Below are 18,243 nucleotides of genomic sequence, written 5' to 3'. Positions count from 1 at the left end.
TTACAACCGCCCACGCTTCTCCTGAATTTCGGCATTCGTCAACGCATCCACCAGCGTCTGGCTGGCGTGGGCGATTTCGCCCTCAAGGGTAAAGCTGAGAGGTGACAGTTGGTTTGCACCATAGTTAAAGTTAATTTTCCCGAGGTTACGAGTGACGCTGACGCTGGCGGCGCTACTGCTTCCGGCGACAAACAGCGGGACGGAGATCCCCTCTTGTTTGCTGTCGGTTTCGCTAAAAGCAATCGATTTGACCCGCAGGCTATGCCGATCGCGCAGCAGCGCTGCGACCTCCTCCGGCTGGGTTTCATGGCGCAGCCACATTTGCTGAAGCGCATAGCGCCGATCATCGTGTAGCTCAAGGGTCACTACCGCCTGGGTGTTGCGGTTTTTTTGCAGCTCGCGGATCGCCTCTTTAAGCAGCGGCTTCTCCTCCATAAAACGGCTAATCGCCTCGGCGGCGCTCTCCGGCAGCTCGCTGGCAAACAGGCTATGCACCACATGCATCAGATTATTGCTGTCGACTTTGCGCAGATTGTTATAAGTGCTCTGATACTCGGCGCTGTTGAGCTGATGGCAGTGCAGCCCATACGCCTGGCGTTGTAGATCCAGCGCCCGGGCGCTGTTAATCACGCCGTACTGACCATTGTTGGTGGGCGTCAGTGCCAGCAGATGGGTCAGCAGTTTATCGAGCTTATTGGCCGTTGCCTGCGGTTCATCCTGCAAAAAGGTGCTGAACGGAGCGCTGTTCTCTTTTGCCTTTGCCGCACCGTCCACTTTATCCAACGTCTCAAGCGTGTTGCGTTCGGTTTTCGAAAGCGGACGTAAGGTGCCTGCGTGCGCCTTGCGCGCGCTCAGGCTCGCTTTTTGCAGTGCGTTTAGCCCGGCCGAAAGCTCGCTTTTTGCTTTTTCTGGCGGTTTGTCGGCATCCTTTATCTCCTGCAACAGCTTATTGGTTTGCGGATCGTCAAAGTTGCTGCCTGCCTGCTCTATCAGCTTCTCCAGCTGGCGCGGGTGAACGGGCTCAGCCCGGGCGATATCGATACTCATACTGTGTTTGGTGCGGTTATCGATGCTGGCCTGAATGGTGGTGCTGTTGACGCCAAACAGCGGGATGCGCAGGTTCGACGCCGGCCTGGCGGTGATGCCCACCCCGCCATTCAGGCCGACCCCGGCGCTGGCGGTGTTAAACATCCGCAGGCGGTTATCGCTGCGGCCGAGCGTGCTGCCCGTCGCGCTATGGGCGGTCGAGCGCTCACGTTGCGCATTGAGGATATTCGCCCCCAGTTGCGCCATACCCCCGGCGCGCACCGTGGCGCTGTTTTTCTTGCCGTCACCGCCACCGACGGGAAAGCGCAGAGCGCCGCCAGCCATCGCCATCGCCGTGGCGTCAACAGTAAAATTAAGGGTGGTGCCCTGCTTCACTTTGTGGCTGACGCCCTTCTCCAGCAGCTCGCCGGGGTTGAGTTCTCCGCCGGTAAGCTGCGCGATAAAGGGTTGAAGCTCCGCTTCGCTCAGCGTAAAGCTGACGCTGTTTTGCAACTGGCGCTGCATGGCGATGGCCACCAGCCCCCCCAGCCGCACCGAAGGGGCGATGCTGCGGTTGCCGCCAGGCTCCTTGCTGCTGCTCTCGGCAAGCTGGCTCAACGGGTTCCAGCCTACGGCGCCAAACACCGTGCCGGTGCCGCCGCCGTTACGGCTAAAGGTGACATTAATCCCCCCATCGTTGCGGGAGAAGCTGGCGCTGTAGGCGCGATCGAGGTTGCCGCGCACGCCCGGAATACCGATCACCTCCCCGCCAGGGATCACCGACAGGGTCACCATGCCGCCATAGTTACGCCCAAAGGCAAAGTTCTCCCCTGGCTCCAGCGCTTTGAGCGTGTTGAGAAGTTGCGCTGCCATCTGCTGCTGGTCGGGGGTTTTTAGCACCGTGCGGGTGGTCATATTCAGGCCGTGGTGCGGCTTACTCAGCGCATTAATAAAGGATTTGATGGCGTCATAGCAGGCTTCCAGCTGGCTATTATTTAGAAAACCCTGGCTGGTGGCCTTCTGCACCAGGTTTTCGCCATACTCCTCGTCACGCAAAAAACGCACCCGCTCTTTAATCGCCGCAACCTGCGACAGGCTGGCCTGCGGATTAGCGTTACAGTCAGCCATCTGATCCACGACCTCGTGCAGGGCAGACATCATTAATCCATCAAGGATCAGGCGGGATTTCACCAGCCCCATCTCATCATGGGGATCGCGCCTGCGCCCCAGCGGCGGCTGCGCCTTCTGGTGCCGGGCCACCACGCCGCTTGCCTGCAAGTGGCTTACCGGTGTGCGGCTGCCCTCGCGCAGCGGATAGCGTCGGTAGACCGCATCCAGCTGTTTCAGCAGATTCTCATCATCACTGTAGGGGTTGAGCGCCTGGGTGGCGGACTTGATCCGCGAGGGGTTGAACTCCTCTTTTTCACGCCCGTCCCCACGTAACGCGCCCATATGCTGCCCGAGCAGCGTGCCGTGGTGCTGCACGCTGTCGGCAACCGTGTCGATAAGGTTTTGCAGATGGCCGATAAACTGCCGATCAAAATGGCGGGTATCGAGCGCGGCGAGCCGCGCCGCTAAACTCTCCTGCGGCGTCGCGCCAGGCGCTGCCTGTAAGGTTTTAAGCCGCTGATAGAGCTGCGCCTGTTGCGCATAGAGCGGACGCAGCCCGTCACGCCCCTGCCAGTTATGGCGCGTGGCGTACCAGGCAGTTTTCAGGGGTCTTGGCGTGGTTAGCCGGGTATTAATTAAGTGCGCGCCAAGCCGGTCGCGCAGGCGGCTGTTGACATGGTTACCGTCACGGCCGGTCATTCCGGCGATGCTGGTTTCATACTTGAGCGTCATGCCGCGAAGGTTGACACTTTTCGAGGCTTCATCCAGCCGCTCCATCGCTTTTAGCGGCTCCTGCCGGGGCGTGCTGACGGGCAGTGCCGTCGGGTCAAACTCCCCCTGTACTTGCCAGCTCGCCTCCAGCGCGATCGGCGGCTGATTTGCGCCCTCTTGCTGCTCGTCTGCCCTTTCCATCGGCATACCGGCGAGTTGCAAAATGGCGCTGCGCCCGCCTCTGTCCGCCACCATCAGCGCGCCGCTGGAGCTGTTATGCAACCGCTCTACTGGCCCCAGGTCGGGGGGAAGCGTCACCGGCTGCCAGCGCGCATCCGGGCGGCTCCCGGGGGATGCGCGCCACTCCGCTTCCGGCATCGTCCACAGCCTGCCCTGTGAGTCGAGAACATAGAGATTACGCTTCTGATCGGTGGTGATATCCGTAAGGGTGTTGCCCTCGCCGTTCGCAGGCAGCGTGGCGCGGGTGTGCGGCAGCCAGTTGGCGATCCCCGCTTTGGTCAGGGTTTGCATCATCTTATGCGCCTGCCGGGTTCCGGCCTGCGTGCGGTGATATTGCAGGGTGTTGGTTTCGCTGATCGCCGCACAGTGCTCGCCATCCAGCGGCGCAATGGCGCGCGCTTTATTATGCTCATCGAATCCCGGCAGCGGCAGCTCGACGCTCAGGCTGGCTTTTAACTGCCGCAGGGCGAAACGGTGGTGCGCACCGTCAATTTTGTCGCTCTTCTGGCTTATCTTAACGCGCGAAGGCAGCCCGTCACGGATCACCCAGCCGCTGCCATCCTGCGCCCGCTTGATGCTATCCGCCTTCTCCTGGCTTGCCTCCCAGCGCCCGGCGTTTTTATCCCACGCATAGAGTTTGCCTTCATGCATCAGCAGTTGCCCGGCGCGGCCAAGGTCGATGCTCTCATGGGCTAAGGGGCGCGGCTGAATTAAACCGTCGTGATGATCCAGCACCAGGCTCTCGCTAAGATTCCAGCGCGCCGCAAACTGGCCCTGCGCATTGCGCGCGCAGAGGTGTTTCTGGTCAGCACCGCTTTTCACCACCGCCATCAGCTCTCCATCCTGATGGGAGAGCAGGCTGCTGAACATCACCCCTGCGCCCAGTTGCTCCGACAGCGCGGCCTGCTTGATATCAGGCTGCATAACAATCTCGCTGGCCTCCTGCCCTTGCGGTAATGCCGCGCGCCAGAGCACCCCTTCGCTGTCCAGCGCATAGAGATGATCGTTATGCAGCGCAACGCCGGTGGCGTGAAAAGCCTGCTTGTCGCCTTCCGCGTTCTCGGTTTTGAGGGTGATTTTCTGCTGCTGCTCTTTTTTCGCGCTGAGGGTGTTGAGCAACATCACCGACTGTTCGGCGGTTTTCTCATCGCTGAGCAGCAGCAGTGCAGAACCCTGCGCGCTCACACAATAGGCGGTGATTTTGCCAGTTTTTGCCGACTTCTCGCCGCTGGAGAGATTATGCAGGGTCTTCTTATCGTAAATGGCATACAGCATGCCGTCAGGCTGCTTGCTTAACTTGCTGTAGCTTTTCTCTTCATCTTTATCGACCTGCTCCCAGCGCATGGCGGCTTCGTTTAGCCGGTAAAGCCGCCCGTTGTGCTCGCGCAGTTGCTCTGAAACAGCCTCACCTGCCGGAGTGCCGCCTGCTTCATCACCGCCGGTGATTTTGCGGTCGTGGCGAAAGATGCCGGTCATCAGCGCCTGGGTCGCCTCATCCGGTAGCGCCGCAAGACGCTGCTGCGGGTTCTGATGCTGCCAGCCGGGCAGCGGACGGCTGCTGGTCAGGCCGATAAACGCCACCGGCGATCCTTGTAGCGTAAAGAGCCTGCCACCAGGGTCCAGCAGGAGATGCTGGCAATTATCGTCGCTGGCCTGATGCGCCAGCCAGCGATGCCGGGGGTGAGCGATGGTTTCGTTGAGCAGCGCGGTGAGCGGCTCCGACGCGCTCTCAATAACGCTTAAGCTGCCGTTATCCGCAAGCGCAAGCCGGGCAAACTGCGGTTGCAGGCCACCTCGCCGCGTGGCTGCATTTTCTTCCCCCGCGCGGTATGCCCGCTGTTGCTGGGTATTACGCTGGCTCTCTTGCAGCGCGGCGTAGCGCTCCTCTTCGATGGGGGAAAGCAGATGGCGGCGGCGGGACGGCCAGGGTTCCGGCTCGCGCATCGGGCGTAACGGCGGTTCGTCGGGTGCGGCTTCACTGTGGCGCCTGCTCGCGGCCACCGGTGCGCTGTTGTTAACCTCCGGCGGGCGGGTGCTGTTCGACGCGCCGGGTATGGGTTGAGGGTGGCGCGTTTCCCGCAGGCGGCTGAGGCTCTGGCGCAGGCTTCCCATACGCTGGCGGGCTTCGGCTGCCTGCTGGCGCAGGGTTGGCGCGGCCTGGCTGGCCACCTCCTGATCCAGCGAGCCGCCCGCGGTCTGCTGCGGGCGGCGGGAAAACTGACGTAACGGAATCGCGTTACCTGTGCTGGCGTGCGACACAGATTGCGCCGCACGCAGGCTTCCCAGAAAAGGGAGGTGAATAGCCATGATGATCCTCGCTCAAATACGGCCCCGGCGATCGCCCGGGGTCTGAGACTGCCGAAACGCGGTTAGTTATCGACCGCTATCTGCGTGTAGTCGTTCGGGCCATTACGCAGTTGCGGTTGCCACCAGATGGTGAGCTTATGCAGATCGGACGACGGGCGGCAGCTTACGTCGTTACACCCGGCCTGTGGCCGCGCGCAGGCGCTCAGCATAAGCGCGGCGGCGGCAAGTAACATCATTCGCAGTAACATGCTTTTTCCTTATCACTCATCAGAAGTTTTTTGCCGGTGCGCCGCCAGATGCCGAGAGCAGCGAAGCGCGCGACGGGCGTGCCGGAGCATTGCTGTCAAAAGCGACAAACACCTCCGCCGATCCTCCCGGCGGCAGTTCCCCGCGCGGCCAGACCGCCACCGCCAGCGTGCGATCGCTGCGGCAGACACTCTCATCAAACCGCTGCGTCTGCGTGGTGTTGTTGGTGATCACCCCAACGGTTATCTGCACGCTGCTGTTGCCGTACCACTGATGGCGGCGGAAATCGCTCTGGAACGCGCCCGGAATACGGCATAAGGCCGATAGCGTCTGGCCGGTGCCGCCGCTGGTCATCCCCGTCGGCACACGGTTCAGCGCCAGGTCGCGCATCGCGCCTTCCACCATGCCGCGAATGTCGGTGTATTTATGCCGGTTACTCACTTCATCCATCGCGTTATTAAGCTGTTCGCGCGACTCGGCAGCGATATAGCGCGAGGGATCGACCTGGTCGCCAATCAAATGCGGCGTAATGATAAACAGCCGCTCACGCTGGGAGGTTTCGTAGCGCGTGGAGGTAAAGAGCTTGCCAATCAGCGGAATGCTGCCAAGGATCGGGATGCGTCGCTCACGATCGCCCGTCTCTTTGGAGTGGAACCCGCCCAGAACCAGTGAGCGGCGCGCTTCCACCAGCGCCTGGGTGCTGACCGCAGCGTTATGGGTGCCTTGTGCGTCACCATCGTCATCTTTATTGAGCTTGCCATCTTCCACATCAACAATGAGCTGGATAGCCGATTTTTGTGAGGTGCTGATGGCGCGTGGCGTCACCCGCAGGCTAGTCCCGGCGGTAACAGACTGAATATCTGCTACCCGCTCGCCAATGGCGCGAATAAAGGCGGTATCGCTGAAATCAATCACCGCAGGCTGATTCTCCAGCGTCAGGATGGTTGGGTTGGCGATAATCGTTGCCGTCCCTTCCCCCTCCATTGCTTCGATACTGGCAAAGAAGCGCTGGAAATCGGTGACAAACAGCGTGCTGGCACCGGAGAGCATATTGGCGCCGCTGGCGACACTGCCGAACTGACCGCCCAGGCTACTGGAGAAGCGCTTCAGCGCGCTACGGTCAATATCGACAATCACCGCATCGATCTCAATTAGCTTTTGCGGGACATCAATGGAGTTAATTAACGCCTGGTAGGAGCCGCGGGTTTTCGGATCGTCCCGCACCAGCAGCAGGTTGTTACGCACATCCGCCGACACTTTTCCCGCCAGCTTGCTGACCGGTGCTTTTTTACGCCCCGAGACCGGCATATTGCGATTAATCAGCTCATTTAAAATCGTTTGCGACTGTTCACGTGATACCTGCTCATCATCCCCCTGGCCTGATGAGCTGCCCCCGGCAGAGGCGCTGCTGGCCTGGCCCAGCAGTTCATTCAGAATGGTAGCTACCCCCGGCACCAGCAGCTCCTGATCGCGATAGCGAATGGTGCGATCCGCCACGGCCGCGTAGCGCAGCGGGAATGCCATCATATCTTTACTCTCCTCGGCTTGCGGTTTGCTCTCCGATTTACGGGCAAATTCAGTTATCTGGCGTACATACTCCGGCGGGCCGGTCACCAGCACCACGCCCTCATCCGGCAGTTCGCCCCAGCCGAAGCGTGGCTCCAGCAGGCCGACGCCGCGCAGCGCCTCTTTCAGATCCGGCGCCGCTTCCGGCGAAATCTCAATACGCTGGGAGGTTTGCGCAGCCTGCGGGCTGACGTAGAGCGTGTTGTTGTAAACAAACCACTGAAAGCGATACTCAAGCGCCAGGCGATTAAGAAACGCTTCCGGGCTCTCTGCGCGCAGTTTACCGGTGACATTGCTGTCGCCCAGCGTGCCAAGATTGATCTCGACACCAAAGCTGGTGGCAAAATCTTCAAGAATAATGCTAAGCGGGGTGTTATCTGCCGAATAGGCATACGCACCGTTTTTCCACTCATCGGGCATACGGGCGTTAGTGATGCCCATACTCAGCACCAGCAGGGTAATGGCCGCCAGCAGGCGGCCCGGAAAAGAAAACGTAAACACGCCTGACTCCTTGCTGACAGGGGCTTAGTTAATAGCGTCGATAATCGCTTTACGGATACCAAACTTAAACTGGGTATATTGCGAACTTGCCCAGCTGGCGTTGGACATATCCTGCAGCCGGTTCTGGAAGGCATACATATCCGCAAGACTGAAGGATTCGCCCGAGATATCGCGGGCAAACTGATAGGCTTCATGATGTTTGCGGGCGGAGTTGGTAGATAACTGACGCTGGAACAGATCGTTTGAACTCATGTTGTTCACTCCTCTTGTTAGGCACCACTTTTAAGTGGTGCGGCAAGCGAAGCAGTTCCACATATTTTGCTTTTTTTTATGCCTCCTCTTCTGCACGCGCGGGTGCGAGCTGCTGGCGCAGTGTTTGCCAGTCAACCATCAGCTCGCCTGCGTCGGTGATGAGCCGCAAATGGTCTGGCGCAAGCATCGGGTCGGCGCACAGTGTCCAGCTAAGTTGCGGCTGCGCGGCGAGCCAGCTGTGGATCTCCTGCTCCTGTAGGCTTGCGCAATAGAGCGTCGCCTGCTGCTGGCGCGGATGGTTAAGCAACAGCTGTTTGAGCAACGCGTGAAAACGGCGCTCATCGTCCACCTCATCAAGCAGGTGTTGCAGCGCCTCGTTGACGATCTTCCCGGCAAGCACCACCAGCTGCGCCTCTTCGGCTGCGCGCTGTTGCTGCCAGCCAGTAAGCAGTGTCTGCGCCTGCTGCCAGAACGCGGCTTCCCATTCGCGCTGGCAGGCCTCCCTTTCAGCTTGCGCCTCGGCGCGTGCCTGCTCGCGGATCGTCTGCGCCTCTTTATGAGCCAACGCAATAATGGCGGCCGCTTCAAGCCCGAGCGCAATCTCCTCGCGGCGTAGCAAATTACCTGCTGGCGCGCTACCGTCCGGCAGGCGCAGGCTTTTAAGTTTCCACATCGCGCGTCGCTTCCGAATGTTGTTGCACCTGCCAGAGCGCCGCTTCCCATAAAGGACGCAGACGATGAATAGGCAGTGAGAGCGCCGGTTTGAGAGGCGCATCGCTTGCAGGAAAGAGCAGCCGCAGGCGCGGCCAGATGGCCGGGAATAACGCTTGCAGCAGGCAGAGGCTGTCGGCGCTGCCGCCGGCGGTGAAAAGCCCGGCGGGCAGCCAGCACTCGGTGCGCATCCCTTTTGCCACACGCCGTAACCAGATCTTTAACTCAGCCGGTAGCGGCATGGATCCGGCGCAAATTTCCGCTACCAGAACCAGCAGTTGCGCGCGCTGCTCGCAGCTTAAGTCGCCGATCGCCAGCACCATTGGCTCTGGCTCCACCAGTTCGCCGGGCACCCCCAGCGTGCGCTGCCAGCACGCGGCATGCTGGCGCAGATAGTGCCTCTGTAAAGGTGCAGATAGGCGGGCCAGCGGCTGGGTACGCCAGCTTTCATCTGCCTGCAACCAAAAGTCAGCGTGCCACCAGCGTAGCCAGCGCAGGGCGAGTTGCTCGTCGGGCGCAGCGCTCTGCATATGCGTCACTTCGCCTCTGCCGCCTGGCGCTTACGATTCAGTGCCTGACGAATAAAGGCGTTCGCCACCAGTAACAGCAGCAGCACCCCAAAGCAGGTTGCCACTATTTTGACCATGCCGTAACGCTCCGGGGTCAGCTGAAACGGCCCCAGTTGCACCATTTCCACTCTGTCTTGCCAGGCTTTCGCCGGGACAAAGACAATCGCCAGGTCGCGGTCATCACGCCCGCCGAGCCCCGGAATACTGGTTGCCACCAGCCGGCGAATGCGCGGCTCGATACTGTCCGGGTCGAGGTTTTCGTGATACTTGATAAAGACCGAGGCGGAAGCGGGCTGTACCGGCTCGCCGGGGGCAATACGCTCCGGCAGCACCACATGCACGCGCGCCACCACTACGCCATCAATTTGTGACAGTGTCGCTTCTACCTCCTGCGACAGGGCATAGATATAGCGGGCGCGCTCCTCCAGCGGGCTGGAGATAACGCCGCTTTTCTGAAACACCGCGCCGAGGTTGGTCCGCGCCTGATGCGGTAGCCCGGCGGCATTGAGGATATTCACCGCCCGCTCGATATCACCGCGCGCGACGCTGACGCTCACGCCCTCTTTGGAGACCTGTTTTTCCGCTTCGATCTTAAAGCGGCTTAGTTCTGCCACCACATCGTTGGCGTCGTTTTCCGAAAGCCCGCTGTGCAACTGGGTCTGGTCACCGCAGCCGGTAAGCAGCAGCGCCAGCCACAGGGCGCAGAGGCATTTAATGACAGAGCCATTCATAAGCTTCACTGCAGGTTGCTGAGTTTGTCGACTGACTGAACGGTTTTGGCGATCACTTTGGCGTTCATCAGGCTCTCAATGTAGTAATTGGACAGCTGCGCATTAGCGCGGGAGAAATCTTCCGCACTGGAGGATCGCGACGCGACCCTGAGATCGTGAAAGGCATCTTTTTGCGCACGCTGGTTGCCGCTAAGGGATTGCAGAATATTGCCGACCACGCTCGGCTCCGAAGAGGCCGCCTTGCTGCTTTCCGGCGCGGCGCCATTAAGCTTTGCATTAAACCACTGAATATCTTCCGCCGACGGTGCTTCATCGTAGATGTCGACTGACGGTACCGGTTCGGAGGTAAGCGAGGGAGATTGAGAGACTTTCATCAGCAAAACTCCTGTAGGTGAGTGAGCAGGGAGTCGTCAATAACGTCTCCCTGCCGGAGTCGATTAGTACTGAATTTTGACCTGGGCTGCGGCGGATGCGGCCTGCGCATTACTTTCGGCGATGCCGTTAATGCGCTGGAACTCTACATCGCGATCCATTTTATCGGCCTGGTTTTCCTGCATTTTGTCCATCGCCTGCTGCGAACGGACCATATATTTCGCACCACTATAGGCACCGGCAACCTGAGTGTAAGCAGAGGCGGCGTTGGTGATCCCGTTGGCAAGTAAGCTAGCACCTGACATAGTAATTCCTCGCGTTAATGATGGGTTGTATTTGGGTGTTGCGTTCATTAAGTGATAAACGAAGCCACCTGGTTCCATCGCAAAGAAAAAATTTATGCAGAAGAGGCCTTCTGGCCCACCACGAGAGGGGCGGGCGACATGTCAGGCGGTAAGTTTTAACAGCTTCAGGCGGTGATAGAGGGTGCGCCTGGGAATACCTAACTCAAGAATAACGTCATCAATACGATTACCGTGCCGTTTCAGGCAGTCGTGGATCAGGCTGCGCTCAATGCGCCGCAGCCGCTCTTTCAGTAGCCCGCGCCCCTCCTGTTTTATCTCACAGCACAGCGGCGGTAAGCCCAGCACAAAGCGTTCCGCCGCCGCTTTCAGTTCGCGGATATTCCCCGGCCAGCTATGCAGCAGCAGGGTTTCATCCAGCACGGGCGACCCCGGCGGCAGCGGCTGATTCAGGCGCATCGCGGCTTCCTGGGTGAAGCGGCGAAACATCGGCAGGATCAGCTCCGGCCGCGACCGCACGGTTGGCGTGGCAAGTTTAATCGTGTCGAGGCGAAAGAAGAGATCGCGGCGAAAACGCCCCTGCGCCACCAGCTGCGAGAGTGGAATTTGCGAGGCGGCGACCACGCGCAGATCGAGTTCAATACTTTTGGTGCTGCCGAGTCGCTCCACCGCCCGGTTTTCCAGTACCCGCAACAGCTTGGCCTGCACCGTGAGCGGCATACTGTCTATTTCATCCAGAAACAGCACGCCATGATTGGCGCTCTCAATATAGCCCGCGCGGGAGGTGCTCGCGCCGGTAAACGCCCCGGCCATCACCCCGAACAGCTCGCTTTCGGCCAGTGTCTCCGGGATGGCCGCACAGTTAACCGGCACCATCGGGCCGCGACAGCCGGAAAGCTGGTACAACCGCCGGGCCAGTGCATCTTTCCCGGTACCCGTTTCCCCCTCGATGAGGACATCAATTTTTAACGGTGCAATCGTATTTAAAATCTTATACAGATGGGTATGGATATCGGTCACAGGTTCCGGATAACCCGCCGCCGCGCGTGGGCGGGAGTCAACCTGGCGTAAAACGTTATCCTCACTCCCCTCATCTGCAGTCCCCTGGATTAACTCTGTCCTGGTAAGACGAACCATACATTCTCCATTAGCTTCACGTAAGCGCGCCTTGCACGGGACGCGCGGGTAATTCAGCGCTTGTGGATTTTTTGGAAGTTGAGCCTGATGTAAAGAATTACAAATTTACAGCGGCCTCACTCTCACTCAATCAGGAAATCCCCGCTATCAGTCCAGGATTATTATTTCGTAGGGATAGCCGCTCAGCAGGTAAGGATTTCCTTACCTGCTTTAAAAAAAGAGATTTGAAAACAATTAATTGAGTATAAAACGGCTGCGGCGATAAGTTTTAAAACTCGGAATGCGCATCACAAACAGAGATTTTTAAGCGGAACTACCCTGGAACAATCGCCACTCACAGTGCGAGGCAGCATCAGCCCGAAAGGTAAAATTGTGCAAACAGCATGAATTAGGTTTGCAAAATGTTACCGCTACTGCTGCTGCCCAACCGATCGCTGACTTATTAACTCTGAGGAACACATTTATGAAGATTCCAGGATTTGGTGGTGGAGCAACAAACGCAAACCGAGCCGATTTCCCGCCGGCGAATATGCCAGGCAAACCGGGGGGCACGCCGTCAGGCAAACCAGACCTGCCCGATCAGCCAGGCAAGTCCTCGCCGTTATCTTTCCTCAATAATTCGAAAATGGGCCCGCTCTCTTTTGCCAGTAACGCCTTTGGCGGCCTGAGCACGCTCGCGTCGTTGACCGGGCTTGGCGGCCTCGGCGGTAGCCAAAGCAACGGTCAGTCAAACGGTGCAAACGCGCCGGCGAGCGGCAGCAACTCACTGCCGGGCGGCGGCTTAATGCAGCAGCTTATGATGCTGTTAGGCCTGCAACAGCTGTTGGGCGGCGGTAATAAGGCGCAGCAGCCGGAACAGCCAACGACCCCGGCACCGTCTCAGGGTGCGAATAAGAGCAGTAACCCGCTTGAGCAGCTGATGCAGATGCTCCAGCAACTGCTGCAGCAGATGATGGGGCTCGACAAAGGCAGGGGGGCAGACAGCGGCGAACAGAGCGGGAACGCACCGCAGGCTCCTGCTCAGGGAGCGGCTGACGGTGGCGGTCAACAGGGTGGGATGATGCAAAACCTGCTGTCGCTGTTGGGGCTGACGTCACTGTTGCAGGGTCTGTTGGGCGGCGGTCAGGGGCAATCTTCCCAGAAAAATACGCAGCTCTAATTCAGGGGGGGCTTATATGGTTATGCAAGTACCTGGCGCGGGGGGGATCACCCCCGCTTTTTCACCCGGCGGGCAACTGCCGGGTAACCTGCCATTAACCACTCCCCTGCCCGGATCTTCTTTGCCGGGTCTGGGTAACGATCTCCCGATCTGCTACTCCGGCACTAGCGGAACGCCGCTGGCGGGCCTGGGCGATCCGACCCAACAGTTCGATCAGCTGTTAAAGCAGGTTGGACTGGGTGCGCTTGTTGATCCCGCCGCCGAAGGGGAAACGATGCCCGCGGCGTTATTTGCCAGCGAAACCGCAGGTGAAGAGACGCCGCAGGCAGCGGGCGATGGCGTGCGGACCAGCGAGAAGGATCTCAGCGTCAGGCCAACGGAAGATAACCTGAAGGGCCGTCCGCCGGATGATAACCGCAGCGCCGAGCAGATCATTGATGAAAACCCGGTGCTGAAAAATCTCGGCAATCAGAAAGATATCAAGCGCGAGCAGCTAAAAGAGCGCTTTGGTGACTGGACGGATGCCAATAAAGATCCGAAGAGTCGTGCTGATGCGGCGTATAACATGGCCTGCGTGTTAAACAGCATCAAAGGCCTCAATGCCCGCGATGGCAGCGAGCGAACGGAGATCTCTGCTAACGATAAAATAGAGGGCATCACCAAGGATGGCGACGCCCGACACGGTACCGAGGCGGGCGTACTGAAGGATATCGCCGAACAGGGGCTGAAAATGCTGCCGGAGAATAAACAGCTGCCGCAAACCAATGATACGCACGTAAGAAAGGATGGGACCAATAAAGACAACTTCCAGTGGGGGATGGGCGAGTTCGGCAAGATATTGTCGAATATCCCGATTCTCAAATCTGTTGCTGCGCCTTTCTTTAACAACATTGGCGAGGCCCGTAATCTGGGCGAAGTCTTCACCGGTGGCCTGAAAGGTCTGGCTGAGGGTGGAATGAGCGTGGCGCGTGGGCCGATTGGCTGGGGCATTACGGCCGCTACCGACACCGTGCAGATTGCGGTGGAGAATGCCGGAGGGAAAGGGAAGAACGAACCGCCGCCGTTTGCCTGATTTATTACCTTGCTGTTGTGAGTCCCTGTACCCGGTACAGGGACTTTTTTTACCTGCTATGCAGGTAACGTACCTTTGCCGCTGGAGATAATATCGGCAAAATTGAGCACTTTCCCGACATAGGTCCCATCACCGGTACCGGTTTTCGAGATATCCGTCAGATCGTTGACATTCACATTCCCCGGCCCTGAATTGTAGGCCCGCAGCCCGGCACCGAGATCGCCGCCAAACGCCTGCCGCTGCTCTTTCAAATAGAGCGCGCCGGCCATAATGCTGTCTTTAGGGTTGGAGGGGCTGGCATCGGATGCCAGCAGATGCGGATATCTGCTTTGCAGATCGGCGAAAGTGTTCGAATTGACCTGCATCAGGCCGCTGTCGGAAAGCCCATTGCCGCCGTTAACGGTGGTCGCATCGATTTTCCCGCGTGACTCCTGCCAGATTTGCCCCGCCAGCACTTCAGGCGGTTGGTCGGTCTCTTTCGCGGCATGCATTATCGCCTTCTCATGATCGAGTAGCGGTGCGGGCAAATGCAGTCCCGACTCCCCTTTTATCAGCGGAACGCCGCCGGATGCCGGTGTCTGCTGGGCAGGCGTGTTCAGTGCAGCGCTGGAGGGGGAACCCGGTTGTGCCGCACTGCCCGGCTGTTGCGCAGAGGCGGCGGCAGGCTGATTAATAGGCTGCTGCACAGCGGCGTTCCCCGGTGCGGCGGGCGCAGCTCCCTCTTCTGCTGAGGCGCCCGGCATCCCTGCCCCGCCGCCGCTACCCGCGCCTGCGCCTGCGCTGTTATTTTGCTGCTGACCGGAGAAGAGCTGCTGCAACATCATCAGCAGTTGCAGTAGTGCTTGTATTTGCGGGCCCAGTTGCTGCATTAGCCCCTGCATCTGCATTGGATCCATACTGCTCTCACTGCCGGGCGTGGCGGTGAGGCTACTGAAATCCGTGCCGCTCATGGCATCATTGCCAAAGTTAATTGCCTGGCTGCCACCAGCAAAATCTGTCGGGCTGAACGAGGCAACGTTTTTTTCATCGAGCGCGCTGAAATCAGGCATTTGCGGCTGTAGCGGCGCGAAAACCGAACCTGACGAGATATTCATCCTTCTGTCCTCTCAACTAAGCGTAATCATTAGCGCCAGACAAGCCGACGCATCCCTCCCGGTTTTACCGGGGTATGATTGAGTGGACAGCGCGCGGCGCGGGTTCCGGTCAGAGCGTGCTACAGCGAAAATTAAGGCGAAAAAAAAGCCGCATCGCTGCGGCTTTTAAGAGGGCGCATCAGGAGGCTTTTTTCGCCTCTTCAGGCGCTGGCGATCCTGCTGGCGCTGTGGCTTCTGGTGATTTCGCAGCTTCAGGCTCTGGCGATCCCGCTGGCGCTGCGGCTTCTGATGATTTCGCTGCTTCAGGCTCTGGCGATCCTGCTGGCGCTGCGGCTTCTGATGACGCCGATGGCCCGGATGCCACTGATGACGCAGATGATGTCGGTAAGGAGTCCGGCAGCGGGATCATCTCGGCGATACGCTCGCTCATCTTCTCGGCTTCAGCCTCAAGATGTTCAATAATGGCTGCAAACATAGCCGGGGTTATTCTCTCAGGACGTGGGGTCAGGATGTCCTCCCGCTCCGGGAAGGCGCGCAACAATTCCTGGGGATCCATCTCCTCAAGCAACGCATGTAAATACTCAGACGGGGTCTTAGGCAGCGCGCCAGAGGCTTTGGAATGCACGCTGGCGCTGTCCGGCTTGCTTGCTTCTGACGGCGTTTTCGTCCGGGTACCAGCAATTGCCGCTGGCGTTTCTGTAGAAGCTCTTGCCCCGGTGCTAACCTCTGGTGCTGGCGATTCTGTCGAAGCCCTTGCCTTAGTGCCAGCCTCTGGCGCTGGCGATGCTGTAGAGGCTCTTGCCTCAGTGCCAGCCTCTGGCGCTGGCGATGCTGTAGAAGCCCTTGCCTCAGTGCCAGGCTCTGACGCTGGCGATGCTGTAGAGGCTCTTGCCTCGGTGCCAGCTTCTGTCGCTGGCGATTCTGTAGAAGCCCTTGCCTCGGTGCCAGCCTCTGGCGCTGGCGATGCTGTAGAAGCTCTTGCCTCGGTGCCAGAGACTGACGCTGAGGTGCCTTCCGGAGTTCTTTCCCCTGAAGTTAAATGGGCGCTGCCGTCGGTTGTATCCGTGTTGGTAGATGATGATGAACTTGTGCTGCTTCCGTCACCTAGCCCAAGTGCGTTTTTCGTCGCTTTTTTCATCGCGTCATAGGCGATTGCCGCCGCCCCTTGTGAAAAATAGGCCACCGCCGCCACCGGAAGGTAAGCGCCCTGGCCTGCGAGTTCGCGAATGGCGCGGTTAGTCGAATTTTTCATGACATCGTTAACACTGCCCAGTCCTTTAGACATAGACGACGCCATAGCCTTACTCGCTGCGCTTTTTGACATATTTGCCAGCCCCAGCCCACCTCCCAACGCAAAGCCTTCCACGAGCTGAGAGAGCGCGACAAGATTGAGCACGGCTTTACCCCAATTTTTTGGCGTGGTGAGGTTATTCTTCAGGGCATCAAACCGGCCACCTTCAGCGCTATGCTTACGCCCGCTGGCTAATGCCATGTAACGCTCCTGCCAGTCATGGCGGCCAAACAGATACTCCGCACCGTGCAAATGGTCGAACTGATTCTGCACCACGCCGCTCGCCGCTCCGGCCCCGGTTGTTAAGAGCAGACCCGCCCCCTGATTGATGAGATACCCTGGTTTACCAATCCCTTTGAGTATCTCCACCGGTTTCGTGCTCGGCGCGTTTTCCGCGAGTTTCTGCGTACCGGCTGAAATCGCTGCGGTCACCGGGTTGCGCATGTTATACCCTGACCCTCCCAGTGCCGCATTTTTCACTTTATGCCCTGTGGATTCGTGCCTTTTCATCACCTCCTGCATAAATGGCTCGAGTGCCTCTTTATCAGCCTGCATCCATTTCCCGTCTTTGAGGCTGTTATCGACAAGTTTGGAGACGACGGCCTTAAAAGCGACCGCCGTGAGCCCCCCGGTCAGGCCAGTAACAAAATCGTGTCCCGGCGTACCGGGTTCCAGATTCAGTTTTTGCGCCAGCGCCTTACCCGCCAGGTCGCCGGGCATGCCAGAAAGCCCATAGGCTAACCCCATGGCGGCCTCGGCTAATGCGGATGTCCCTTTATCATTCTTGCGAGCGTTTTGAATAACTGTTGCAACATCATCTGCAGTTTCTCCCATCTCAGCCAGCCTTACCGCAACACCATGCATGTGTTCGCGAACCTCTGCTCCACCGACAGATTCAGTTTCCAGGGTGCGCTCAATACGCGCGATCTCCTGTAGCCGGGCTGCTTGTGTAGGATCTACGCCCGCAGCGGCGCTGGTCGACGCGGCAGTACGTGAACGCAGGGCAATATCCTCATGCCCAGGTGTAGGTGTGCGCCCGTGACTTCTGTTTATCTCCATTATTCTCACTCCGCCAGGTTGTGCCGGTTATCAGCAACCGGTCAGTTGATGACTTGCGAAATGAGCAGCTCACCCCGCAACGATAGGGTTGAGTGGTGCGCGAGCGGGCCCGGTTTCAACTTTGCGGAGATTTCTTAATGTTTTGTGATGCAGTTAATAAAAAACAGCCAGATGCACTCTGCCATCAGCAACGGGCTTTGCGGCCTCTTGTCGATGAACATTAAAATTACCCGCTAATAATGGTTAAGGAGAAAAGTGTGCCATATGCACTAAAACAGGCCCGCAGTTGCTGGCCTGTTCTCCTGAATCTGCTCACATCTTGTTAATCACGAAGCCAGGGGGTGACTGTCAGCCCGGTAAGCAGCCCTTCGGGGCTAAGCAGGCGGGTCACGGTTTGCCCCCACGCTTCGGTGTGATTTTCCACTAACAGGCGGTAACCCATATCGCGCATTTTGCGGGTCGCTGACTCAAGATCCCTGACCTCATACTCAATCCACCCCTGCGGTATCGGCAGGTCGGCTGGCCACTGGTCTGCGCTAAAACAAGATAGTGCCGCCTGTGAAAGCGGCCAGACGGCAAAGTGCATCACCCCTTTTAGCGCCCCCTCTTCTGAGGATAAATAGTCGCTATTGCCCGCCATAGGCTTGAGCGGCAGCCCGAGCGCCTGTTGATAAAAGCCAGCGCTTACCGCTGGATGTTGTGAGAGGGGGCCAAACCCTGCGACAAACAGCACGTCCAGATCGGATATAGCGTGCAACATACTGACTCCTTCAGATGGTTTTGATGT

At 58.7% G+C, this 18,243-nt stretch carries 15 protein-coding genes; 2 read left to right on the top strand and 13 right to left on the bottom strand.

The window, feature by feature from the left end; genetic code table 11:
• The 10 genes from IAE48_RS19060 to IAE48_RS19015 form a co-directional block, all read right to left on the bottom strand.
• A complete protein-coding gene (locus tag IAE48_RS19060) occupies positions 1–5,394 on the bottom strand; it encodes an AvrE-family type 3 secretion system effector (RefSeq protein WP_200135284.1) in 5,394 nt (1,797 codons plus the stop codon).
• A 62-nt stretch (positions 5,395–5,456) separates the two neighbouring features.
• Positions 5,457–5,642 carry an HrpT family type III secretion system protein gene (gene hrpT / locus IAE48_RS19055; protein ID WP_094419739.1) on the bottom strand — a complete coding sequence of 62 codons (186 nt, stop codon included), beginning with the start codon at positions 5,640–5,642 and terminating at the stop codon, positions 5,457–5,459.
• A 19-nt stretch (positions 5,643–5,661) separates the two neighbouring features.
• Positions 5,662–7,707 (bottom strand): type III secretion system outer membrane ring subunit SctC, encoded by a 2,046-nt coding sequence (sctC, locus tag IAE48_RS19050; RefSeq protein WP_200135283.1) that lies wholly within the window; start codon positions 7,705–7,707, stop codon positions 5,662–5,664.
• Between the two features lie 24 nt (positions 7,708–7,731).
• Complete coding sequence (locus IAE48_RS19045) at positions 7,732–7,959, bottom strand: HrpF protein (RefSeq protein WP_042711770.1); 228 nt, start codon at positions 7,957–7,959, stop codon at positions 7,732–7,734.
• 76 nt (positions 7,960–8,035) lie between these two features.
• Positions 8,036–8,632 (bottom strand): type III secretion system stator protein SctL, encoded by a 597-nt coding sequence (gene sctL / locus IAE48_RS19040; protein ID WP_200135282.1) that lies wholly within the window; start codon positions 8,630–8,632, stop codon positions 8,036–8,038.
• On the bottom strand, positions 8,619–9,200 hold the full coding sequence (locus IAE48_RS19035; protein WP_200135281.1) for a serine kinase: 582 nt from the start codon (positions 9,198–9,200) through the stop codon (positions 8,619–8,621). The genes sctL and IAE48_RS19035 overlap by 14 nt, the downstream gene beginning before the upstream one ends.
• A 5-nt stretch (positions 9,201–9,205) precedes the next feature.
• Positions 9,206–9,970 carry a type III secretion system inner membrane ring lipoprotein SctJ gene (gene sctJ / locus IAE48_RS19030; RefSeq protein WP_128482827.1) on the bottom strand — a complete coding sequence of 255 codons (765 nt, stop codon included), beginning with the start codon at positions 9,968–9,970 and terminating at the stop codon, positions 9,206–9,208.
• A gap of 5 nt (positions 9,971–9,975) precedes the next feature.
• A complete protein-coding gene (locus IAE48_RS19025) occupies positions 9,976–10,344 on the bottom strand; it encodes an EscI/YscI/HrpB family type III secretion system inner rod protein (RefSeq protein WP_200135280.1) in 369 nt (122 codons plus the stop codon).
• Positions 10,345–10,407: 63 nt separating this feature from the next.
• Positions 10,408–10,647, bottom strand: a complete 240-nt coding sequence (locus IAE48_RS19020) for a hypothetical protein (RefSeq protein ID WP_094419734.1) — start codon at positions 10,645–10,647, stop codon at positions 10,408–10,410.
• A gap of 141 nt (positions 10,648–10,788) precedes the next feature.
• A complete protein-coding gene (locus IAE48_RS19015; RefSeq protein WP_042711762.1) occupies positions 10,789–11,781 on the bottom strand; it encodes a sigma 54-interacting transcriptional regulator in 993 nt (330 codons plus the stop codon).
• A gap of 463 nt (positions 11,782–12,244) precedes the next feature.
• On the opposite strand from IAE48_RS19015, the gene IAE48_RS19010 reads away from it, so the two are divergent.
• Entirely contained in the window at positions 12,245–12,940 is a 696-nt protein-coding gene (locus tag IAE48_RS19010) for a hypothetical protein (RefSeq protein WP_200135279.1), read from the top strand.
• Positions 12,941–12,956: 16 nt separating this feature from the next.
• A complete protein-coding gene (locus tag IAE48_RS19005) occupies positions 12,957–14,012 on the top strand; it encodes a hypothetical protein (RefSeq protein ID WP_200135278.1) in 1,056 nt (351 codons plus the stop codon).
• A gap of 56 nt (positions 14,013–14,068) precedes the next feature.
• On the opposite strand, the gene IAE48_RS19000 is transcribed toward IAE48_RS19005, so the two are convergent.
• The 3 genes from IAE48_RS19000 to IAE48_RS18990 all read right to left on the bottom strand — a co-directional run bounded on the left by IAE48_RS19000 (position 14,069) and on the right by IAE48_RS18990 (position 18,216).
• On the bottom strand, positions 14,069–15,106 hold the full coding sequence (locus tag IAE48_RS19000; RefSeq protein ID WP_200135277.1) for a lytic transglycosylase domain-containing protein: 1,038 nt from the start codon (positions 15,104–15,106) through the stop codon (positions 14,069–14,071).
• Between the two features lie 178 nt (positions 15,107–15,284).
• Positions 15,285–17,231 (bottom strand): hypothetical protein, encoded by a 1,947-nt coding sequence (locus IAE48_RS18995; RefSeq protein WP_200135276.1) that lies wholly within the window; start codon positions 17,229–17,231, stop codon positions 15,285–15,287.
• A gap of 547 nt (positions 17,232–17,778) precedes the next feature.
• Positions 17,779–18,216 carry a VOC family protein gene (locus IAE48_RS18990; protein ID WP_200135275.1) on the bottom strand — a complete coding sequence of 146 codons (438 nt, stop codon included), beginning with the start codon at positions 18,214–18,216 and terminating at the stop codon, positions 17,779–17,781.
• Positions 18,217–18,243 lie beyond the last annotated feature (27 nt).

It is taken from the genome of Kosakonia sp. S57 (assembly GCF_016516575.1).
Taxonomy (GTDB): Bacteria; Pseudomonadota; Gammaproteobacteria; order Enterobacterales; family Enterobacteriaceae; genus Kosakonia; species Kosakonia cowanii.
The sequence above is the reverse complement of the archived record's forward strand: the minus strand, read 5'-3'. Positions and strand labels throughout refer to the sequence as shown.